Below are 25946 nucleotides of genomic sequence, written 5' to 3'. Positions count from 1 at the left end.
CTTGGGGGCCGCTGAATGCCGACAGCTAACAAAGGCCGAAGAGCACATGATCCGGCCACGGTCTCAGGCTTGCGCCTGGGCGAACTGCTGCACGCCCATTGGTCGAACGACGAGTTCATCGTCCCGAGTTAGCCAGCGGGCCACCGCTACTAAAACTGCCCGCGAGCGAAGTCGACAAACCGACGCCGGGGCCGCTGCCGTCATTGGCGACGACCGCTATGGCGAGCCTTCGCTGCCAACAATTTGTCGCTGGCAATGAAGTGGACCCCGGTCAGCAAGTATTCGGTAAACCCTGGTGAACATCATCAGCACGCCTACGCGCCGCTAGGGGCGCGAAACTTGTGCCACTGTACTTAGCTCGCTCTATGTCTTTGCAAATATCGCCGCTGTAGCCGGTTAGTCGTGGCAGCGCAAGCCCAAGGCTAGGGAACGCGACCGGCAGAGTGGCAAACTAAGCCAAGGACTCAACACTCCGGTACGCCTTCACTGAATGACGGACTACAAAAGCCTCAATCAATTTGAAATGGAGAACGGCAGCATTACTGAGCAAATGTAATCCGAGCCCGCTTCCAGAAACGTCGATGATCGCAACAGGAAGCCAGCTCAGGCATCTGGACCTTGCGAATCCTCCAAGTTGTTCAAAATTCCATATTTAAAGCTTCAAGTCAGACGGCTTAGTGGCGATCGTAGTGTCACGCCTATTTATAAAAAATGGTTCTTGAAATGTGGTTTTTTTCCCATTACAATCGCCGTCGGTTAAGAGATCAGCTGAACTGCAATCTAGAGGCGTGCTGACAAAGAACATACCAGTTGAATCAGTGCGAGCCCGCTTTTGCCAGCGGGAGGGCGCATACCGTGATGCGTCACTTCGCGAATTCGCCACCTGCTGAGGAAACGGCATGGTGCAAACTTCAAGGTCGCATTTCCGGCGCACGCTTAACTGGCGATCGGTGCGAGATTTGTTGGCATACTCTGATTTTAATGGCTATTTGCCTAAAGATGTAGGAATGTCTGATCGATTGCGGGGCGGATAACGTCAGTTTCGACGCCCTTAGTAGCAATTACCCCTTGCTGCATTCTGCCCTATCTAGTTTGCACGCTGTTGAAGGCGGATCTGCATATCTTGCGATTCCGTCGAATCGACGCATTTCTTTCGCGGCATGGCTGACGTCTCAGCCAGTGCATATGCCGCAACGCCGCGTCTAGTCAGCTCAAGTCGGCCAATAACAAGGTTTTAGCAATGCGCCACCACCCGTCATGCTGGAATAAAGTTCTCGCGAAGTTGGGTTATCGGCGAGTCGTAAGGCGCCAGAAGCGACAAGTGACGTCATGGGGAAGGCAGTCTCGCATCGAGTCGCTTGAAACGCGGCAGATGCTGGCAGGCGACACCTACACGATCACGACGCTGGCGGATGTGGCCGTCGCGGGGACCACTACGGATAACTTGTGGAGCTTGAGAGAGGCACTCGCTCACGCCGCAGCGGACGGCGAGAGCGACAAAGACGTCATCGACATGAGCGGTTTGAGCGGCGTGCTGTCGTTGGCGTCGGCGCAGCAGCTCGTCGTTAGCAGCGACGTCGAAATCATCGGCCCGGGCGCTGACAAGTTAACGATCAACGCGGGCGGCTCAAGCCGAGTCTTCTTGGTCAGCGCTGGAGTCACTGCAAAGCTCGAGGATCTGAAGATCACCGGCGGTGGCAACGTCCTTACTGGCGGCGGCGTACTCAACAACGGCGACCTCACGCTCGACAGCGTTGTGATCACTGGCAATACGACGAGTCCAGGCGGCTTCGGCGGCGGCGCGCTAACCCAGAACGGGGCGAGCAACATTGCGTCGCTTAGGGTGATTAACAGCACCATCGACGATAATAGAGCCACGCATGGCAGCGGCCTCTACCTCAGCGTGGGCGGCGGCGTAGTCGTGATTGACTCCAGCACTGTTTCCAACAACGTTGGCTTAGGGCTCGAGACCCTCACCTACTCCGCTGGGGGCGCCATAACTATCGACGGCACTAATACAGGTTCCATTCAAATCTCCAATAGTACGTTCTCCGGCAATCGAGCGCTCTACACCGGGGGCATTCGAATGCAGAACAGCCTGACGCCGATCACCATTGTCAATTCCACGATCGCCTATAACGTTGGCAACGAAAGCGGCGGATTACAGCGACTGAATAACACTGTCGCGCCGATACTCCACAATTCGATCGTCGCCGAGAACAAAAATCATGCCGGTACGCGTATCGACGTTGCCGGTAATCTCGATGTCAGCAGCTCTTACAACATCTTCGGCTCAGGGTGGGGGGGCGCTACGCTCACTGGCGCCGACAACCAAGTTGGGACGTCGACCTTATGGGTCGATCCTAAGCTGGCCCCTCTAGACTACTACGGCGGCTCAACCAAAACGCATGCGCTGAATAATACAAGCACCGCTATCGATAGAGCAAGCGATCTGATCGCCGGTGCGATCGATCAAAGAGGGCACTCGCGCGCATTCGATATGCCCGTCACGAACGGCCTCGGTAGAAACTCGGACATCGGCGCCTTCGAGGCTGACGACTCGCTGACGTTACTCGTCAACAATGCGATCGATCGCAACAGCACGACCGCTACGTCAAGCGACCTAACTCTGCGCGAAGCGCTGGCCAAATCTCGGGACCTAGCGGGAACTGAGCAGATTAAAATTGACGATGCACTAATCAATGGAACGCTCACGACGTCGTTAGGGGAACTTCAAGTCGACGGCAACGTGGCCATCGTCGGTCCGGGAGCGAGTCGCTTTTCTGTTAAATCCACCGGCGCCCACCGCGTCCTCGTGGTCGCTCCGGGGGTCGAAGCGACGATCAGCGGATTGACGATAACGGGCGGCGGCGGGGTCACCGAAGCCGCTGGTATTCTCAATTGGGGACGCCTCACTCTCGATGCGACGGCTATCGTCAACAATCAGGCGACGTGGAGCGGGAGCACAAGCAGTGTCGGCGGCGGCATCGTCACCCGTAACTTCGCTGGTCGAAATGACGCCGCGCTACGCCTCGTCAACAGCACCGTCGACGGCAATCGAGCGACGGACGCCGGTGGCATCAATGCTGTAATTGGCGACGGCGGATTTCTCGAGATTATTGGCAGCACGATCTCCAATAACATCGCCTTAAACCAGGCGAATGCTGGCAAAGGAGGCGGCATAATCGTCGCTGGATCGGCCAACGCCCCAATAAAGATCAGCACTAGCACCATCTCGGGCAACTCGTCCGCTAGTGGCGGCGGCATTCGCGTCGACAGCGCCACCACAAGCGTCTACATCGTTCAAAGCACGATCTACAACAATCGCGCTAGTGTTTCTGGAGGAGTCGCCGGCGGGGTGCACAACGTTTATGGCTCGCCGATTACCGTGCATAACTCGATCATTGCCGGCAATCAGTCGAGTAGTTCGGAGTATCGCGATATCTGGGGAAACATCGCCGGCACGCCTACCAATCACAGTTCGAACAATATTCTTGGCCTTCAGCAATCGACTCATTTGATTGGCGAAGCTCGTCATAGTGGCTTGAGAGACGGCGTCGACGGCAATCAAGTTGGCAGCGAAACAGCGCTGAAGGATCCGCAGCTGACTGAGTTGTCAGATTTTGGCGGCCCCACGAAGTCGCATGCGCTGCTGCCGACGAGTCCTGCTATCGATGCTGGAAATGACGTTGAGGCGGGAGCACTCGATCAGCGCGGCCTACCCCGCTACGATTTCCCCGGCGTACTTAACGCCATCGCCGATATCGGCGCCTTTGAATATCTGCCTGACTTCATCGTCACGACGCTGGCCGACGCAGACGTCTCGGCAGGCAAGATGAGTCTTCGCCAGGCCCTAATACTTGCTTACTACACGCCGGGGACGGAAACGATCTCGTTCAGCAGCGATCTGTTTGCCCATGGCCCCGCAACGATTACTCTCGCCTACGACGGCAGTGACGTGGGGACCGATCCGGATCCGTTGACCTTGAGTTCCGTTCATCTACTAGGTCCTGGCGCCGATCTGCTCACGATTAGCGGTGCGAACAAGACCGGCGTAATGATCGGTGACGGGGACGCAGATATTGAAGGGCTCACTATAACCAAAGGCAAAGCGGGAACAGGAGGAGCTATTTCTTTCTGGGGCACGCTGACGCTGCGAAAGTCTCGCATCACGGGTAACGAAGCCTTATATAACGGCGGCGGCATCGACTCGTATGGCTGGTTGCATATTGAAGACTCTGAAATTTCAGACAACAAAGTAACCGTTTCAACTAACGGCCTGGGCGGCGGTATTTCTCAGCGGAACGGCTACTACAATCTCTACAGCAGCGCGTTCACGATATCGAACAGCACAGTATCGGGTAATCAAGTGCTTGGCAGCTCGGGAAAGGGAGGCGGCATCTACCTTTGGCGAATTGACGGCGACTTCAACCAGGATCTTCTTCGCAACGTAACAATTTCGAAGAATTCCGCAGCTATTGGCGGTGGAGTGACGTCCGGCGCGAGCTTCGGCGCGAATAACTTCATTCGCGCTGAGAACACGATTATCGCTGGTAACAGTACGCTGAATCCAGCGACGCCCAGTAACGTCGGTCCTTTGAATTTCGCCGCGGGAAGCAACCACAACCTTATTGGCTACAACGGGGGCTATGGAGGCCTAAGCAGCGGAGTCGACGGCAACAAAATTCTTGCGTCTGGAGAAGCAGACGGTCTTGCACCTTTGGACTTTTACGGCGGGTCCACCAGAACTCACGCCCTGCTGCCTACAAGTCCAGCAGTCGACGCCGGAAGCGATCTTGTCGCATCGCCAACCGACCAGCGAGGACTTCCCCGCGCCGATATCGCTGGCGTAGGCGTTAGTGTTTCCGACATCGGCGCCGTTGAGTATCAATCCGAGTTCATTGTCAATACAACTGCCGACGGGCCGGCAGAGTATGGAAAACTAACGCTTCGCGGCGCCCTGCTCCTGGCGCGCAAGACCCCCGGGCAAAACGTAATACGCTTCTCGCCGGACCTGTCTGGTGAAATTCTACTAACTCAGGGCGAGTTAACGATCGACGGCGTCACGATTGAAGGCCCCGGCGCTCAAAATTTGACGATCAACGCGCAAGGGCGCAGCCGAGTCTTTAGCGTCGTCGCTTCCGGACTCGATCCTTTCACAACGACTATTCGGGGAGTGCGGTTAACTGGCGGCAACAATGGCGCCGTCATTAATTCGACCGGCATGGCCGCGCTAACCCTAGATCGAGTGATCGTCGAAGGAAACTCCGGCGGAGGCGTCTTCGCCTGGTACAGCCCGACGATTATTGACAGCGCTATCATCAACAATTCCGGCGGCCCGGCGCTTGACGTTCGGTACGGCGGGGGCACGATTCGAAATGTAACGATATCCGGCAACACCAGCGACGGCACTGCGGCGGGCGTCTATCTATATGCGTTCAACGGAACGTTCACGAACGTCACCATTGTCGATAATATCGCCGACGTCGATGACAATGACGCCGGCGTTGAAATTGGCGGAATCACGCTGGGCGGAGACTCGATCCCAAAATTCGTGAATTCAATTGTCGCGCGTAACGCAACGAAGAATGATGGCGTACTTGCCAGCGCCGATATCGGGATGGTGGGCGCCAACAATTCCTACAGCGTTGCCAGCGTTAATAATTTGATTGGAGAAGTAGTTTCCGGAATATTTCCATTGGGCGGCGATACGAATATCACCGGCGTCAGCGCCGATCAAATCAAGCTGAGCCCGCTAGGAAATTACGGAGGTTCCACGCCCACTCACGCCCTCCTGCCTGGCAGTATCGCCATCGATGGCGGCAGCAATGCAGCGGCCAGCAGCATAATCGTCGATCAGCGCGGCCGCGAACGCCGCGAAGACGGCGATTTCGATGGCTACACGACCATCGATGTCGGCGCGTATGAATTTTCGCTGCAACCGACGCTTATCGTTGACACGCTGATCGACGAAAATGGCGGCAGCGCGAAGCTATCGCTGCGCGAGGCGGTTCTGCGCGCAGCGCCCGGAGAGGTAATTGGATTCGCGCCCGAGTTGGATGGCGGAACAATTGAACTGGGTCCCCTTGGCGATCTGATCATTTCTAAATCGTTGGTTATCGCGGCCCAAAACTTAGTGAATGGAATCACGATCAAGGCGTACGATCCCACTCCTCTGGGCACGCAGCAGTATGATTTAACAACGCCGCAGGAACGCGCTGCCTACGGCGATGGCAGTCGTATTTTTACTGTTCTCGCCAGTAGCGAATCGGTGATATTCGCCGGTCTCACGTTGACAGGCGGCGACATCGACGGCGACGGCGGAGCAATTTCGACCAATGCCGACGAGCTCTACCTGTATGGCATGACATTCTTGGAAAACAGCGCATCGCGGTATGGCGACGCGCGTGACGTCGACGGCGACGGAGACGATGAACATGTCCGCAATGGCCGTGGCGGCGCGATTTACGCAACGGGCGATCTCTTCGTTCAGGGATCGACGTTTAAGCGCAACCGAAGCGGACGTTTCTCTGACTCGGTAAGCCTCTACAGCGATAGAGTGTCCGACGACATCTTCGCGAGCCGAAATCTTACGATCCTTGACTCCGTCTCGGGCGAGTATGTAGCGCCGACAGAGTCTTACACCGACCAAAATGCCACTTCATATCTGGGGGGCGTCCACGTCGAGCATTGGGGAAGCGACGATATTTCCGTAGTGATTGAAGGCTCTACCTTCTCTTACGGCAAAGGAATCGGGCTTCGCGGCAATACGGTAGGCAAGATCAACGCGACGATCACCGACAGCCAGTTTATCGGAAACGGCGGTGCATCATTCAACTTCGCTGGGCTCAATGTGCTAGATGACAATGACTTCACGTACGATCACATGACGGCCGGTACGATCGCCGCAGCTTACGCCAACGTTACGTTCGATGGAGTTCTCTTCACAAAGAATCTTCCGCGCGAATTTGAAATGGAGCGTCCTCTAGGCGATCCCGACAAAGGCTGGGTAGAAGAACGCGCAATTATCGATATGTTCCGCGCGAATGTTGACATTAAAAACTCGGTGTTTGAGGACAACTACTCGGACAAGGGTACGCCCGGAATGATCAACGTCATTGATTCATCATTGCTCGTTCAGCACAGTACGTTTCAGCGGAATATCGGCCTAGGCATTATTTACGCCCGCGACGGCGGTCAGGTTGCTATCGAGGATTCCAGCTTCGCCGCAAATCACGTCGGAGTTAATTCGGTGATCACTTTGGAAACGCTCTTCGGAGATACCGAGGAGCGGATCGTCTTCGAGCCCGACGCGCTAGACGGCGAGGACTACGATCTTCCAAACCATCTATTCCCCGATTTTCCACCAGAGGACGAGCGCTATTACCCTGCTTTCACGATTGGCGCCCCGGCGTCGCTGGCGATTCGCCGGTCGACGATTTCGGGAAACATGATGAGCGAGGATGGGGGTAGCCACCAGCACAAGACCTCGGTAGGCGGCGGAGTGATCGGCGTGCGAGTCGATCGTCCGGCAGGCCCGACCTACCAAGTCTCTATTGAAGACAGCACTATCGCTGATAATATCGCCAAAGGCGGCGGCGGCGCTCCTTTCCAAGCGACAGCGGGAGGCGTGCAGCTCGAAGGCGATGTGCACGCACGAATCACCGGAAGTTCGATTACTGGGAATTCGAATACCTCCGGTTCAGGAGGCGGCATCGTCGTCGAGAGCGCGACTCTCGAGCTTATCAACAGCACTGTTTCCGGAAACTACGCTGAGTTGAATGGCGGGGGGATCTACGCCGTCGACTTTAACGAAGACGATGAATTACTCATCGTAAATTCAACGATCTCAGGAAACGTCGCGAAGAATCAGGGCGGCGGCTTGTGGGTCGACGCCTCTTACATTATTCCTTATAAGGACTATCATGTCGATTATCGCAAGCGAACGCACGCCGCTGCGAAGCTGCTCAACACGCTCATCGCCGGCAACACGGCCCAAGGAGTGCTGACGCGGACTCCTTCCAGCCCAGACACTGACGGATACGTGGGCTACTCGCAGTTCTTGCCTGTCCCCACGGGCGGCGCCGCCACCAACTATGCATACACGCACGACGTATGGTTCGCTGATCCTGGAAATATCCACGCCGAGAGCTCGTACAATATCATCGGCGTAGCGCCAGTTTATCCGTCCCCTCTGCAATTCCCGCTTTCGAACGGCGTACGGTCCAATCAGATCGGCCTAGGAGCGACGCCCGTCGGCCTCAGGGCATTGGGAGACTACGGCGGCACAACTCTTGTTCAAGCGGTCAGTACGGCAAGCTCCGCCATCGACGCGGGCGGCTACGGCGTCGTAGGGATCAAATCGACTCATGAATTGACTGACGTCACCGACTTTTATTCGACGCCGTACAACTTGACCAATCGTACCGGACTCAAACGGGTTGGCAACGTTGCTGTAACAAGCGAGCCGTTTGTCGCTGATGTTTTTGGTGAATTTGCACATGTCGACTCAACTGGCTCGGCTTCATGGCAGTCATTCGACCGCACGACCGATTACTATAATTCGGGAGGCGCACCGCCAGAATTCATATTCAAGTTCGATGACCTGAGTTTGTTGAAGGAAATCTATCTGTGGGACCATCCGACGTTCGCCGTCGACGCCAGAACTCTCGAGATCTCGTTCTCGACTGACGGCGGAGACACGTTTGGCGCTGCCACGACGTACACGCATACGCACGGGCTTAGCGGCGGACGCGAGAAGCTATCAATCAGTTCCGTCGTTGCAAACGCGGTGCACATCAAGATCACCGACAACAACGGCGGCAGTCGCGTTGGACTTGGAGAAGTGCGTTTCGGGGGCCTCGTCGTTACTGATCAGCGCGGAGCCGGTTTCGGTCGAGAAGTACACGCTTTGAATGACGCAACGCTCGACAAATGGGTGGATATTGGCGCCTACGAATCGCCGAACCTTGCCTCAATTCCGACCTCTCTCCTCGTCAGCACGACTTCTGACGTGATCGATCTGGATTATAGCAGCGGAAATCTCTCCCTACGCGAAGCGATCGCGCTTGCCAACATCAAGCCGGGCGCTCAGACGATTACGATCAACTCCGGTTCTCCGCTCTTACTTACGAGAGGCGAGCTGCGAATTGCGGACGGGTTAACGATCATGGGCCCGTCGGGCGGAGTTACTATCGACGTCTCTGGAAGCAAGCCCGTTTCGGGATCCCAGAATGCGTTCGGAAATAGAGTTTTCAACATCGATGACGGTAATTTGGTTTCGTCTACTCCCCTCCTAACGACCTTTGAAAACCTGGTCGTTCAAGGAGGAGAAGTGCAAGGCAGTGGCGCCGGCATCCGATCGGTAGAAAGCTTGACGCTTAGGAACGTGAAGGTTCAGAACAACTATGCCCGAGATTTATGGCTTCCTCGCCCCGACTCGTACGCTTGGTCTGTCGTGGAAGCGGCCTCAGGCGGTGGGATCCATGTTGCCGGCGCGAATGTGGTGTTCAACGCCCTCGAAGGAAGCCTTATCGCCGATAACACGAGCGATCACTACGGAGGCGGCATTAGCGTCGTTGGCGGAGCGGTAGCCAACGTGCGCGATAGCGTCGTGCGTGGTAATGACTTGCATCCAGCCAATCCTGACGGCAGCCCAAGACGATACGTCTATATCCGAGATAGTATTCACGAGTATTCAGGAGTTCCCTTAGTCGGTGAGATTGTCGAGACGCGTGGCGGCGGCGTTTACGCTGTCGGCGGCGCGCTCGAAATTTCCAGATCGACGATAAGTGACAACTCGGCCTACCAAGGCGGCGGCATCTACTTCAAAGACAACGTATTCACGCTGGATTCGTCGACAGTTAGCGGGAATGACGCGCAGCAAGGCGGCGGTATTTTCGGCGACGGCTCTAGCTCCACCCTCTCAAAATTGGACGCGACGAATGCCACCATCTCAGGCAACTACGCTGAGACTCATGGCGGTGGAATTTTAGTTGGCGAGTATTCTAAACTCGCCCTCGCGTACAGCACCGTCACGGCCAATCGCGTGAATCGTCAAGACGTTGTTAACAACGGCGGCGGCGGCGGAATATTTGTTCAGCAATTCAACGGAACAGTTGACATTGCACATTCGATTATCGCCCAGAATAGCGGCGTGGCGGATCTAGAGCTTGCTGATCCAATACTCGACCCGACGCCAAACGATCCGAATTCATCTTCAGATCTTGTGTTTAGGAACGAGGCGACGTCCGGCGTCGTGAGCTACAGCTTTATCGGCGATGTCTACGGTTCCAAAATATATGATCGGAAGACTGAATTGGCATTGCCTGGCAGCAACGGAGCGTGGGGAACCAATTTCATTGGCGGATATTTTGATTGGTGGAACGGCGACGTCTATCATTCGTCTTTAAACGTCAAGCTCGATGTTCTCGCCGATAACGGCGGACCAAGCTGGACGCACAAGCCAATGGGGGGCAGTCCAGTCGTCGATGCTGGTGCGTCGTCGACCCGGCCTCTGTCGGCGCTCTACCAATTCAACGAGGCGTCGGGAACGCACGCCGGCGACGCCTCAGGGAAGGGCAAGCATGCTTTTTACGGCGGCGGCGTCACGCTTGGAGCTAGCGGACGCCCAGGAATTACTGGTAATTCTGCTGCCCAATTTGACGGAGTGAACGACTACGTTGATCTACCCGATGGTTTTTCCAACTTCACGAATGGCATCACGATCGAGGCATGGATCTACCCCACTAGCGTCAAATCGGGAGCCCGAATTGTTGATTTAGGAAATGGTTCTGCGAATAACAACATTGTTTTCGCTCGCAAAGGAACTACTAACAAACTTTTTGTGCAGGTTTGGAACGGCACAACTCCTGGAGCGATTGTTGAGACTCAGTTTGACGCCATCAGTCTTAACGAGTGGCAATGCTTTACGGCCACTATTAGCTCCTCTGGGCAAGTCAAAATCTACAAGAATGGCGTCGAGCTAGCCCTAACGGGATCAACAACCGCCGTACCGCTAAACGTCACCAGGACGCAAAATTATGTTGGTCGGAGCAACTCCGCCTCCGACGCGTACTATGCCGGGAAAATAGACGAAGTCGCTATCTACGACAGAGTCATCCAGCCGGTGTCCCTGGCTGTAGTGAACGGCGTTGCAACGCTTCCCGAAGACGCCAACACCGCCGCAGGAATCCGCGCCGCAAATCTGCAACTCCTCTACGACGCCAATCTTCCATATCAATTCACGCTGACGGGCTCCGACGCGGCAATGTTCGAAGTCGTTGGGCGAGAACTGCGTCTCAAGACGACGGCCTTGCTCGATTTTGAGACGAATCCCGTACTCAATGTGACAATTACCGCGTCAGACGCAAGGTTGGCGCCAATTGTCTCAAATTCCGTTTCCTTTGCGCTTTCGATTCTGGATCGGAACGACGCCCCTTCTCTGGATGTCGAGCAGTTCGCACAGATACCGTTGAGTCGCAATGCGTCGGCTGCTAACAACGTCGGGGTGCTGGCAAGCGAGCTTCTCGGCAACGTCTTCGATCAAGATGCAGGAGCGCTAAAGGGACTAGTGCTTGTCGCCGTCGATTCGGCCGTCGCTGAGCGTGGTCGGTTTGAATATACGACGAACGGCGGCGCTACCTGGCGCGAGGTCGGCTTCGTCAGCGAGAGCGCCGCGTTGCCATTAAAGGCCGATGCCCAGACTCGAATTCGCTTCGTTCCGAACGAATCGTTCCAAGGCACGCTTGCGAATGCCTTGCATTTCCGAGCTTGGGACCAAACGGCTGGATTCGTCGGCCAGAAGACGTCGCTGAACTCGCTTGGCAATTCCATCAGCGGTTCGGCAGCTGACGGCGGCCTCGTCGCGATTACATCACCCACATCGGGTGACCAACGCACGCCCACGTCGGCAGTCAATGCCGAAGGGGAATCGCTGATCGTCTGGGAGTCCGGCGGGAAAATCTATGGTCAACGAATCAATTCCAACGGTCAGGTTGCAGATGACGACGAAGCGACTGCAGCGACCTGGTTCTTAGTTGATCCAGGCGTTCAATACTTCGAGCCAAATGTGACGGCTTTGCCGGATGGAAGCTTCATTGTGGTATGGAGGTCGGCGGATGAGCTGTTTGGGCGCCGAGTGGTTTTCAGTGACGGCAATCAAGCGCCCCGTGTTCAAATAAACTCATTCACTGTTGGAACCTTGGTCAACGCGTCATTTTCTCTGTTTCAGCCGCGAGTGGCGGCGAATCGGTACGGCAAGTTCGTTGTAGCCTGGCGCGAGACGTTAAATGCCCAGACCCAATTGTACGCCCGCGAGTACACAATCGGCATTGATGGGATCGTTGAAACGCCGCCTCCTTATTATAACTATTTCGATTACGCTCCGAGTGAGCCGTCCGTCGGCGTAATCATTCCGCATTACATCCCGGAAGTTGGCTTTGAAGGCGTTAGTTCAGCCAGCTTTAATTCGCTCGAAGTTAACGATGACGGTACTTTCTCCGCCACCTGGGAGCGAGCTGATTTCGCTCAAGGGTACGGCAGGCAAGTTTACTTTAGTCGATTTCGCGCGCCGAATTTATATGAATCGTCTGAGTACAAAGTTATCGGCGCTATTCAAGTCATTCCGGACAGATTCTCCGGCGATCAACGATACAGCGCGGTCGCTACCTTCGGCGACTCGCAGTACGTTGCTTGGGCGGATTTCAATGACCGCAGCATCCACTTGCGGCGTTACGTCTTCACTGAAGGCGTCATTTCATCCGAGCAGGAAACGGTCATCTACGCTTACGGCGATCCGACGGGCGACATCCCCGACTATGATGCAGCTGAATTGACTCCCGCCTCCGCCTCAGGGCCCGTTTCCTGGATCAATTGGGTTAACGGCCTCGACCTGGCCGCCGACGATTCAGGACGCATCGGCATTGCGTGGTCAACCTCCGAGGATCCTAGCCTCTCCGACGATGCGTCAGTCCTGCACGTCGAATGGCGCAGTTTCAACGAACAGACCGGGGAATGGGTCGATCACGGCTCCTACGAGAATGCCGACGCCTGGCATTCGCCGCGACTGAGCGCCAATGGCTCAGGAGTTTTCCAACTAACGACGCTTAAGCCAGTTGTCGGAACCTCAGGCACGCGCGACGAAATCTTTACGCAACGCTTTGTTAGCGAAGTGGGCGCAGCCGTTGCCGTGTCTCCGCGCATCGGCGAGCCGATTGTAATTAACGGCGACAGCGGGTATCGCACCAATAATCAAATTTCGCCGCAAGTTGTGATCGACGCCGCTGGAAACTCGCTCCACATTTGGAGCGGCGGGGGACCGTCAGGAACGGGCATCTACGCGCGCCGGTTCGATCCCAACGGCTCCCCGATGGGCGGATCGTTCCTCGTCGCGGCGGCGAGCATTCTAACTGGAGTTCGCGCTGACGTTGATAGCTCTGGCAACGTTCTCATTGCATGGAGACAAACAATCAGCGGATACTCGCACGTCTTTGCGAAAACATACACTCTAGACGGGCAAAGTCTTAAAGAGCCGCCGGGGTCGCAACAATTGACGTTCGGCTCTTTCTCCGATACGTCCCACGCCATCGCGTTTGCTGATGACGGATCCTTCATGATGACTTGGAGCAGGACGCTCAATGCGGGGACTAGAGTTTTTTCGCAGAAGTTTACTTCCGCTGGCGTCGCGATCGGGTCGCCCCTGCAGTTGCTTACAACCCCAACTGGCCGCAACCAAAGCCTCAGCGGATCACACCCCCTGACGTATGCCAACGGGAAATTCTATGTCGCGTTTGCCGATGGAAACGACATGCCAGACGCTACGCTCTATCTACAAACGTTCGATTTGAGCGGAAGCGCGTTAGGAAGTTTGCAGACGGTCGCTCAAGTCGACGTAGTGGAGAACGAACTTCCCGATGGAAGCTTGGAAGAGCAAAGCTACCGCTTCGAATCTGTCGAGGTTGCTGCATCAGGCCAAGGCGTATCGCTTGCATGGCACAGTGCGGTTGGCAGCGAGGTAACGACGGACTCAGACCTCTTTCAAGTCATCACTTCTAAGTTGTTCACTCGAACATGGAACGGCGTCAGTTGGGATAGCCAACCCGTCCAACTTGCAGCGGCTCACAGCGTTTTCGGCACTCAATACGGCGTCTACTGGCCTGGCAGCGAGATAGTTTCCGGGCTTGCGATGGCGTCCGATCATGAAGGACGGCTGGGGATCGCCTGGAGCCGAAGCACTGGATACGGGGAAACCGAAACCGCGGCGAACATTATCTCATCCGTCTGGCGCACTTTCGACGAGCAAGGCAACTCCATCATCAGCGGTCCTTTTACGCAAATGACCGAAGCTGGATGGTCATACCTCCAGCTCGCGAGCGGGCCAAACGGAGCGTTCCAACTCGTAGGGTCGGCTGTCGTCGCAACGTACAACTACGATGTCTTCATGCAGCGATTCAGTTGGGGGGACGGCGAGGCCGTTGAACCTGCTCTCGATGGGAATGGCGCGCTCCGTATCAATGCACTCGACCTAGAAGAAGATTCGCTCTCTATCGAGGTCCGCGACTATGGCGGACAAAGTTACATTTGGATCAATGGGCGACTCACGTCGGTTCGCGCCAACGACGTGAAGGAACTATCGATTACCGGCCGCGACGGAGACGACGTGATCGATCTCCGCAAATTGGTTCCCGCTTCCCTGCCAAACCTTGGCCCAGAAGGAATCGTCGTTCGCAGCGGAGATGGCGACGACAAGATCTATATTGGTACTGGCACGGTCAAGGTCGACGGGGGCGTCGGGGATGACATTTTCGTCGTCAGCAACAAGCTCGCCGCTGACGTAACGATCGTCGATGCGGCAGGTGACGACGCGATTGAGTTCGCCGATTGGCGAGAGGGCTCAGCTGGAGCACTGATTGCTCTTGGCTACGCGGGGACGCAGACCGTAACGCGCGGACCGCTATCAGAGGTCGTCAAGCTCACGCTCACTACTGGCAACGAAATTGAGAGCGTCATCGGCGGCTCGCAGCATGTCGTCTTTAATAGGGCTCAAAAGCCTGTTAATCTAATCGTCAACACGACATTGGATGAACTAAACCTTGATCCGACGACAGGCGCCACGCTTAGCCTGCGCGAAGCCCTCATGTGGGCGAAGCTCGATGCAAAATCAGACAAAATCACCTTCGATCTCCCGAGCAATTCGACGATCTCGCTCGCCAATCTCGACGGCAGCCTTGACGGCCTCCCAGACCAATTGATCATTGACTCGGCCGTTGACATCGATGGGACGAAATCCGACGGCTCGCCGTCCGGACTAACAATCAGCGGGCAGATTGATGCATTGCATCGTTCGCGAGTCTTCCATGTCACTGCGGCTGGCGCGGCGACTTTCCGTAACTTTGCGATCACTCAAGGCTTGGCAAAAGGCGCCGACGACGACGGCGGCGGCGTATTGGTCAACGGCACGCTCGTCCTAGATCGGATGATCATTTCTGGAAACGCAGCAGACGGCTCTGGAGGCGGCGTCGCCGTGACGGGAACGGGCGCCTACTTACAAGTCATCGACACCACGATCACCGCGAACAATGCGCCGTACGGCGCTGGCGTTAACGTCGAAGCGGCGAATGCCCAGTTCGCGGGAAGCGCAATTTATGCCAATGGCAGTGCGATGTCGCCAGCCGTGCAGGGAGGCGGACTGCGCCAGTTTGACGGATCTACCGTTGACGTTACCAACACGACAATCGCTGGCAATTACGCGACGACGGGCGGCGGCGTCTACGCCAGTGGAACTAATAATCTGCTCAAGTTGACGAACGTTACGATTGCCTTCAACCAAGCTGTAACGGGCGGCGGCATCTACGGCGACGCAGCCTCAATTCATTCACGAAATACGATTATCGCCAAGAACACCGCAACGACCTCCAACAATGACGTGGGTCGGCCGTCTCCGACTACTGTCGTGTTCGTGACAGGAACCAGCGGAAGCACTCGAAATCTGATCGGCGATTCGAACAGCGCCGGCGGCTTAACGGGCGTGTCCGATAACTTCATCGGCACTACCCATGTGATCTTCGATGGAGCGCTCGATTTCCACAACGGCATCACGAAGAACTATCTTCTGAGCAATGCGGGGAACAATAATCCAGCCATTATCGCTCCGAACACGACCTCCACCGTGGCGCCACCAGTGGATCAGCGGGGCTATGTACCGGCAACACTCGATAGTAGTCGAGATATTGGCGCCACTGAATACAACGGCGGACCCGACATTGCCCCGCCTGTCTTACCGAACCTCGGTGTCTCGGTCAAAGAGAATTTAGCCAACGGCGACGTCGTCACGACCGCTGCTGCGGGGCCAAATTGGCGTCGTTTTACCTATGAAATCATCAGCGGCAACTATTCTGGCGCATTCAAAATTGACGCTAACACCGGAGTAATAAGCGTCGCCGACTCATCGCTTCTTGATGCGGAAAAGTACAACAGCTACTTGCTGCAGGTTAAAGCCACGCAAATCTCGTCAGCCTCTAATTGGGACGTCGGACTGGTCCGCATTGACGTTGAAAACGCGGACGAGGCGCCTTGGGTTGGTCCGGAGCTGCGCACCTCCGTCTCGGAGGGCGTCGACGAGGGAGCCACGATCGGCATCGTTATCGGCTTTGATCCTGAAAAGGCTCCGATCACTTACGCAAAGCGAAGCACCACGGGCGGGTCAGCTGCGCTGGAAGTCGATTCCGAGACTGGAGCCATTCGAGTCATCAATGCGTCCAAACTTAAAGGGCTCGGTAGTTTTGAGCTCGAAGTCGACGTCAAGGCTGGCGGAAAATCGACTCTCGCTCGAGTACGCATCGACGTTGTCGCGGCGACCGAGCCGGCCGCACCTACGATCCCTGCTATCGTCTCGGCCGAGTACGAAGTTTCTCATCGTAAGGAACTCGCCTTTAACCCGATTGCTGGTTTCGACAACGCTAACCGGGGCGATTTCCGCGTCGAGTTCTCCGCCGGCAGCGAGTCAGCCAAGCTGAAAGTCGATTACGTCAATGGCAAGCCGGCAGTCGTCAAGGAAGGAACGGGGGACTTCACGCTTGGCGTCTTGTCTTTGAACGCAGATGGCTCGCTCGCCTACAAGCCTAAAGCCGACCTCGCGAAAGATGGCAAGCTAACCGTTGACGAAGGGTCGCGGTTCACGGCGACCGATTCAATCAGGTACAAGATTTTCTCAATTGGCACGTCGTCAAAGCTTGCCGAGGGTAACTTCTCCATAAAGGTGAAGAATGATCTGCCTGTTTTCTTGGGAGACTCTAGAATCGCGCGCAACGAGGCCGCGACTCTTGAATCGCCCATCGAGGTGCTGCGAGACACGGACTATGTGCTAGATGTTAACGACTACTTCTATGACCCGGATGGCGACGTCTTAGAAATCGTTCAACTGCGCAACACGCAACCAAGCACCCACCCTTCGTTTTCGAGTTTCGACAATGACGATGAGCCTGCACAAAGTACAACTGACCTATGGGCCGTCGCCGCAGGTAAGCTTTCAACTCCGCCCACGCTTGATCCCCAGCTGCGCAAGGTGTTCCTGACAAAGTCAGGGACAAGCGATTTGCTGATCAATCATGACGGCAAAATCAATGATCTGAGCGACACTCCTAGCGGCGGCTTCTCCACAAGTCACTTCCCCAGTCGGCATACCTTCGAAATCTCGCTGACTGATAATGTTCCGAAAAATGGCAAACCTGTTGCCACGCTTTTCCAAATTTCCGTTTCCCCAAATCTGGCCGTGGTCCAACCGCACCGTCAGTCGCTTGGCCCGATTGACGTCTATGATTCCGTAAGCACTTCTCAAGCACCGGCGAAGCAAAAAGTCGACGCATCAAAATGGACCGCGAGCGCGATCGCCAGGCAGCCGGCGCGAGAAGGGCGAGACATCCAGGCTGTCGGCGATGCGACGGTAGATCTCAACGCCGGCGCACTTATCCGCCGCCACGATTTAATTCTCGACAGCTCCGGCGGAACGGCTGAACTTTCGCTGCCGGGGCTCATCTACGACTCAGCCACAGTTAATCCCCGCCCAGTCATTCAGGCGACGCTGGAACGCCAGAATGACGTCTGGCCGAAGAAGATCGTGGCGACGTTCCGCTGGATTGACCACGTCAATGGCGACGCCAGTGGGTCGCGGGAGCTGCAGGAGATCACAGCGACGTATGATGTTCCGACATCTGTCAATGCGCTAAACGACCCGAACATCAAAACCTTCGGGGACGTGAAGGAGTTCATGTTCTCGTTCCAGCCTGCAGACGCGCCTCTTTTCACGGGCGTTTATAGCTGGGAAGTCGAGTTCAAAATCACAGTCGAGAACGGCGCTCCGGACGACGGCGGGGATGAAATCTTTACCTTGACGCAACACGGCGAGACGCCAATCGTCGTGCAGCGCAAAGTCACAGACGTCAACTTTAAAGGCAGTGATGGCGATAGCGACAAAAGCCCAGCTTGGTGGAACTACACGCCGGCGTTTGGCAATGGTTGGGCGCTAGAAGGCGTGCCGCAACTGTTTGTTGACGACCAATTCGACGGACCAAATTTTGATTACAACCTCGCAAACGACCGTCTGATCGTCTATTTCCCGGGTCAGGCGCCTCGCCTATTCCGTCCAGGAGAAGGCGCGACCAGCAGCAGCGAGCGTTACGCATACGGCAACGGCGCGTTCGAGGCCGTCAACGTCAACACGTCGCTAGAAGATCGCGCTGAATGGGGACGGCTCAAGTCTTTATCAGACGGGGGCATCGTCTATACTGACCGCGACGGCGTGGAATATGCCTTCGAACAGGTTATGGTTGCCAAGAATACGCTAGACCTGGTTTCCAAAACAGTTCCCGCCTGGCGAATCAAGCAGATCAAAGCGCCCGGCGTAAAAACCCCCATGACGTTCGACTATGCCGACTCAGAGAGTGATTATGGAACAACCGATCCATTGCACATCATAAAAATAGCCGGAACGGATGGCGCGACGACAACACTCCACTACGCCTCCGACAGCGACACTACCAATCCGCGAGTCGAATCTATAGATGTCGGAAACGACACGACAAAGGAGTACCTATTCACCGTTGACGGTTCCACTCGTGAGCTGAGGAGAATCACCGCAAAATCACCTGGAGAGAATGACCGGATTCGCGAGTTCGCCTATTCAAGCGACCTAATGACGCTCGACAAGTGGTACGAGACTTCAGTCTCGACGGGAAATCTGCACCGCTCGACAACGTTCGGTTATGACGCTAACGGTTTGCTCAATGCCGTTACTGTAGGCATCAACGATACGCCCAGTGGTGAAACCGCCACCGCCCACCTCATCGCCAGCGCTGCCATTGAGGGAGTGATTGCCGTTGCAGGATCGAACCCGAAGCCGGTAATCAACCCAAAGCGGATCGCCACCGTCAAGACGAACACCGACCTCCGCTCGCTGAACGAGTCGACAGGCGTTGAAAAGTCCAACAGCGGCGACTGGATTTCCAATTACACCTTCGACGCTCGCGGCCACGTGACGCAACTTGAGGAACAGTTTAAGCCGACGAGCAGTGCCACAGCCACCCAGCTCAGTGTTCAACGGTGGACCTACGACCATCTCGGCTCGGTAAAATCATTTGAGGACTCGCATTTACGCGAGCCAAAAAAGTCAAATGAGTTCGCCGCGGCGTATGAAGCAAGAAATGCCAAGCCCCTCGGTCGTACAACCTACTTCTCGTACGATTACGAGAAGCCAATCGACGGGGCCTTCACCAACAAAGACGGAGCCTATGCGAACGATAAACAGGCGTTCGACCCGAACAGCCACCTTGTTCCCGCTGAGCAGTACGATCCGGATGACTACCGCGGCAACGTCACTAGTATCCTGTCATACTCCGGCATCGAAACTTTCCAGTATGAAACGCGCGATGCCGCGGAAAACGCGTTCGGCAAACTCGTCAAGCACGTCGATTCTCGCGGCGTCGTCACTCGGTATCGCTACAACAAGGATGGCCAAACCCTCGAAGCCCGCACGATCCGGGGCAAGGACGACGCGGTCGACACGAGCGATAGCGCAAAGGACTACATCGAAGTTTGGAGATACTACGGAGATGAACCGGCAGATGATGCCGCACTTAAAGGTTTGGCGAAAAGCTACGTTGATCCACTTGGACTGGAAACGACCTACGAATACTTCGAGGAGAGTCGACAGGTAAGGCAAGCGACCGTCGTCGACGGCGGGCTGCTCGCCGGCTCAAGCGACGACGAGACGATCGTCACCACTTACGAGTACAACGGCGATGATGACGGGTATGGTTTCGTCGAATCGACCCAAACCTACCTCGACGAAGTCACCTCCGTGAATAAACTCTCGGTCGCCACGTTTAACTTCGACGCAACGGGGTTGCTGCGAGAAAGTACGGTCGCATCGCCGACCGGCGCCATCCTCTCTTCGCAGGAGTTCGACTACGCCCCAGACGGTGCGACCACCAAAGTTGTCAACGCATTGAATATTGCGACGACGTACGTCTACGACAAACGCGGCCTATTGAAATCAACGACAGTCGCTCAAGGCGCAGAATACGAGCCGCACTACTCCGGCCAGCCAAATGACGAGGACATTCAACAAACCACATCCTTCACCTACTACAAAGACGGTTCCCTGAAGTCGACCGCCAATCCCAACGGCTCCGCAGTCAATCAGTATGCCGATCCGGCCAAACGGCAATCGTGGACTGTCACCTCAGGCGTCGCCACGCTGGCGTCGCTAAACGCGGGTGCGGTCGACAGCAGCGAAACAAAGTTGACGGTCGCCTCAACGTTCGATGTTCTCGGACGGCTGATTTCCGAGAGAAATCTTCTCACCGGCGCTCACTCAACTTACTTCTACGCAGATCCTCGTCACGACCAGCCCACGCGCATTGCCGAGCGAGTGAACCTCGGCCGGATCAACTCCGAGCATAAGTTTGATATTAACGACATTAGCGCTGACAACCTGACTGACGACCTAGCGACGACTCTCGCCTACGACCGCGCCGGAAACGTCGTCTTCGAGCGCCAGGCCGGCCAAGCGGCTCGCACTTATGCATTCGACGAGCTCGGCTATCTGGCTTCTTCGAAGGTTATGGCGTCGCTCGGCGCGGAGGTGACCTACAAAACCGATCCGCTGGGCAATGTCCTCGAACAAAACGAAGCACGCAAGGATGGAATCTACGAAGGAACGGGTAATAACAGGAAGGATGCAGTGCAGGTTGTTACGAAGTACCAATACGACCAGCAAGGCCGAACCCGTCGCGTCGTCGACGCCTTAGAACAAATCACGGAATTCGATTACGCCTTTGAAAAAATCGAGCATGATAGAGCCTTCACCGAAATCGACAATGACTTGGTTCGCGTCATAACGTCGACGGTCAAAAACGGATCGGGCGAAGCCGACGACTTAACGACCAAACAATACCTCAACGCCGCAGGCCAGCTGGTTCGAGAGACCAACGCTCTTAGTGGCGAGACGATCCGCGTCTACGACCAAGCCGGCAACGTTGCGCAAGAGGTCTTCTACCGCGCGACGGGAGAGGCCGGCGATCTAAAGCGCATCGTTGAATACAAGTACGACGGCTTGAACCGCCTTCGCGAGACGATTCAGCACGGGGCGTCAACTCTCGGCGATAGCATCCGCAGCTATGTCGACTATTTCTTGCCAGGCCAAATCTCGGGCAATTGGGACGTCGTCACTACCGCGCCTACCGGCGCCGCAACGAAGTCGCTGTATGATTCTCTCGGAAATCCGATTGCCGTGCAGCAGCCTGATCCTGGGCCTGATGCATCGAACGACGATGCGCCGGTCACGCTCTACAGTTACGCATACGTCCCCGAACAGCTCGCCTACGCGGTGACGACGCGCGTCACCAGCAAGCGCGGCGAATTGGAGATCGATAACACGAATCGGATTCACGACGAAACTCGCGTTAGCCGCCAAGTCTTCAACACGAAGGGCGATCTGCTGATCTCTGCCGATCGCACTAGTAATCTCGGTGCGACCGACGAAGTCAAAGACAAGAGCGACTTCATCGATGATGCTTCCTTAGCCGGCTTCGTCCTACGGCAGACTAACCTCTACACCGATTCAGGTCAGCTCAGAATCGTCGCCGATGCGAAGGGGCAAACGCTATCTTGGTTTGCTTATGACACGACCAGCACCGGCCTAGGGCTTCCGAGCATTGTTGCATCTCCCGGCAGCCAACATGTGGAGTACGAATACGACTCGGCCGGTAATCGCTTGAACCTGCGGCAAATTCTCGGGAACAAAGACGGCGCGTCCGCCGTTTCAGGATCCTCGGCAGAAGATGATCCCGCCGATAACGTCACGACCTGGGAGTACGACAAGCTTGGTCGCGTAAAAACCGAGTCGATCGTTGTTGACACGTACGATTCGGAGGGCAACATCGCAGGCACGGAGACGTTGACCCGCGCTTGGACTTACAACGGACTGACGACGACTTATAAAGACCGCAACAATAAAGACGGCAACCAACCTACGATCACAAAATCCTTTAGCCCCGCAACTCGCACGAGCACCGAAACGGCCACTTACCCGAATAGCGCAACATACACGTCAACCACCGTCCTGAATTCCGACGGGTCGCTAAAGCAGGCCCAGGACGCCTGGATCGGCGACATCGACGGCGCCCTCGGCGTCGATCGCAACGGCGATTCCTCGACAATCACATTGACCTACGACCAATTCGGGCGGCTTATAACGAATACGGAAGCGTTCGAATTCCTTGGCGCCGCCTCAAGCAGCACGCTGACCAATAGCTATGAGCTGCTAGTCGGCCGTCTCGCGTCAGAAACTTGGTCGATTAACGGGATGAATATCCTGACTAATGCTTATAGATACGACCAATTGAACCGTATTGATGGCGTCGCGCAAGACGTCAATCAAGACGCGGCGTCGAAATGGGCTAGCCAAGTCGGCGTCGACAAGTCTATTGCCTTTGTGTTTAACGCTAACGGAACGCGCGAAAAAGTTTCTCGGTTTAAAGCAGCCGACTACTTATCGGCCAATCTTATTTCGGAGTCGGAATACAGCTACGCGGTCGATGGTTCATTAAGCGAGCTAGATCACCGCCGCGATGGCGGCAACATTATCTCTAGCTACACCAATACCAAAAACGACCGCGGGCTGACGTCAATTGCAGGTCAGACATTCAATAAATCCGACGCCCTCGCGACTGAGTTTTATGACGGACGGATCCAATATACTTACGACGCGAGCGGTCAACGCACCAACTCTAGCCCCCTATTCGCAACGCCTATTGACGAGCAGACGCCCGAGAATACTGGCACTGATAAAATAGATGACGGCGGCAACAAGCTTGATCCGCTGACTATCATCACTCGTCAAAACCGCCTCCGCAACGATGGCAATTACATCTATGAGTACGACGATGAAGGTAGGCTTACGCGCAAGATCGACATCATTCCCAATGGCCCGACGCACGCCACCAATGGCTACTACTACGACTATGCGTGGGACCATCGCGGCCGCTTGCTGTCAGTTGAGTACCACTCGCAAGGAGTGCCAGGCCAGCTAGTTTATCGAGCTGACTACGCCTACGATGCCCTGGGCCGGCAAATCGCTAAGAAAGTCGATCACGTTACGCCAGCCCTTGACCAGTTCACTGGCTACGTCGTCGATGGTTCCAACGTCATCTTCGAGATTGACTTGGCAGACTCAGCCAAGAAGATCAAGTCGGCCGCGTTCGTTTCCCCAGCGGGCGACGTGGCAGCCCTCGATATTGACGGTAAAGCCGTTTGGACCTTTGCCGACCCTTCCGGCACGGTCCGCACTGTCGGCCATTTCGATTCCGCAACTGGAGTTTGGAAGCTCCTTCATCACAACTACGATGGTTACGGACTGGAGCAACCGCTGCACATTGAGAACGGCGCCCCCGCAGGCGCCGACGCAGTACTCTTTGGCGACGTGAGCGACGCCGCGTTGCTCGCCGCGCCAGAGTTCTACGCTGGGCAACGCTGGGACGAACAGGCCCAACTCTACAACTTCGGCGGCCGGTGGTACGATCCGTTCTCAAGCCGCTACGCTAGCGACGGCGGTGGACCGAACGGCTACCGCTTCATGAACAATAACCCCGCTCGGGATCGGTTCCTGGGGGAAACTGCCGGACTGAGCGATGCCGACCTGGCGGAGATTTACGGCGACGATGGCGGGACTTGGACCGGCTTGCAGCGGTCCGCAGGCGAGACGCTCCGCGGTTACGTTGGCGATGAAAATCTAGCGAGAACGTCCGACCTGGTCCTGTATGGCAGCGTTGTCCTAGGGTCTACATTGGCCGCGGTTGGCGTCGTGGCCAATCCTAAAGCCGCATTCGAGGGAGCGCTCTTTGGGTACACTCTTTGGGTTTGGGGGCAGAACGCCCAGATGGCCGATGATCTCTACCATAATCAGCCCATTGATCCTGATCACATGCTCAGCTGGGAAGGCGCCATCTCGTCCGCGGGCGTCGGCGGCGTTGCCGGCGGCGCCTTTGGCACGGTGGCGACTCTAGCGCCAGCGTGGGCGGTGAATGGTGGAGCCGCTTTGCTGGCCGGAGCGGGTGCAATTGGCGGAGGGCGAGCCGCGTACAACCAGTATCAACAAGGAAACTACTTCCAAGCCGGATATCACGCAGCGACGGCAGGACTTGCTGCAGGGATTTCTGCATATGCCGGTTACCGCGGCATTCGCGGTCTTTTCCCGGCTCGTCCTGGAAGCGTCCCGAGCGTCTCCGGCGTCGCGGTGCAAAGCGAGGGGCCGCTTGGTACTGGAGTCATCACTGTTTCTGGTCCAGGAGCCACGAGCGTCGCTTACGCAGGCGCTGGTGTCTCAAGCGCTGGGCGATTAACTTCACTACGAGGGCTTGCAAGCACTTTCTTTGCCACAAGTTGGCATCTAGGCACTCCCAGCGCTCCGGGCGTACATGGCGGTCCGATCAATCCGGGAGGGCTATTGGATAATTGTGTGGCATGCGTGGGAGCAGTTCTGCGTAACAAGTTGATTTTGTTTCAAGGACGCTCGTTTCAAGATGCGCATGATATTGCACGCGTGTTCGGTACTCGGGGTGGAACTACGAGTCCATTTAGACATAGCACTGATGCCATCAACTATTTTGAAAAACTCGGTGTAACTTCGACCTATGCTCGGCAACCAACCAATTTTGCCGAGGTCGTCACCCCTGGTCATTACGCTTTATTTAGTCGAAGTCATGTTATATACGGCCGAGTACTGCCAAGTGGTCGACAAGTCCTGTATGATCCTCAGCTTGGAGAGGTGGTAACACAGCAACGAGCCCACTCGCTTTTGGGGACGTCCCGGCCTGAGATACATCAGATCGTCCCATATGTCGGGAGATAAAATGGAAGTGTCTTTTCAATCATTTCTTATGACCGGCAAGTTCGGTGAACTAGCGATCGGAGACTCGAAGTCTTTTGTGAAGTCCAAATTGGGCATCCCTGTGTGGTGGGAAGGGAAGGCTACGCTAAGCTGCGATCAAAGCAACGTATGGTCGTATGAAGATGTTGGCATTGTATTCGACAAAAGCGGAAGTAGAGTAATTAAGATTGAAATTGTGTTTGAAGACCGCGATGACAATAATTCCCTGCGGCTTACGGACGGCCTCAATGTGAGTGATGTTGCGTTCAATTCCGAAACAACCATTGGTCAATTTGTCGAGCGTCTAGTGTGCTCCGGACTTACTTTTAACCAAGATAGAAATAACTATGGGGAAGTCTTGATAAGAATTCCCGGAGGTTCGGTTGCCGCTTTTAGGGAAAAGGTTGATTACGAACGATCCATAGCCTTGGAAAGACGAATCGCTTCTGATGAACTGTATCTAGAAAGCGTGCGTATCGAGCAAGAATGATGGGATTAATTCCCCGGAATTCTCGAATGCCAG

At 55.7% G+C, this 25946-nt stretch carries 2 protein-coding genes; both read left to right on the top strand.

Annotation, left to right across the window (positions count from 1 at the left end; genetic code table 11):
* Positions 1–1372 precede the first annotated feature (1372 nt).
* Positions 1373–25405 carry a choice-of-anchor Q domain-containing protein gene (locus PLANPX_RS10665; protein WP_152098717.1) on the top strand — a complete coding sequence of 8011 codons (24033 nt, stop codon included), beginning with the start codon at positions 1373–1375 and terminating at the stop codon, positions 25403–25405.
* Positions 25392–25913, top strand: coding sequence for a hypothetical protein (locus PLANPX_RS10660; protein ID WP_152098716.1), 522 nt, complete (start codon positions 25392–25394; stop codon positions 25911–25913). The genes PLANPX_RS10665 and PLANPX_RS10660 overlap by 14 nt, the downstream gene beginning before the upstream one ends.
* The last annotated feature ends 33 nt before the right edge of the window (positions 25914–25946 follow it).

Origin of the sequence: Lacipirellula parvula (genome assembly GCF_009177095.1) — a bacterium.
GTDB lineage: Bacteria > Planctomycetota > Planctomycetia > Pirellulales > Lacipirellulaceae > Lacipirellula > Lacipirellula parvula.
Note: the sequence above shows the minus strand (reverse complement) of the source record. Positions and strands in the feature narration are given on the sequence as shown.

Coding starts and splice junctions, on each gene's coding strand:
- PLANPX_RS10665 (WP_152098717.1), top strand. CDS start 1,373: ATGCTGGCAGGCGACACCTACACGATCACGACGCTGGCGGATGTGGCC.
- PLANPX_RS10660 (WP_152098716.1), top strand. CDS start 25,392: ATGTCGGGAGATAAAATGGAAGTGTCTTTTCAATCATTTCTTATGACC.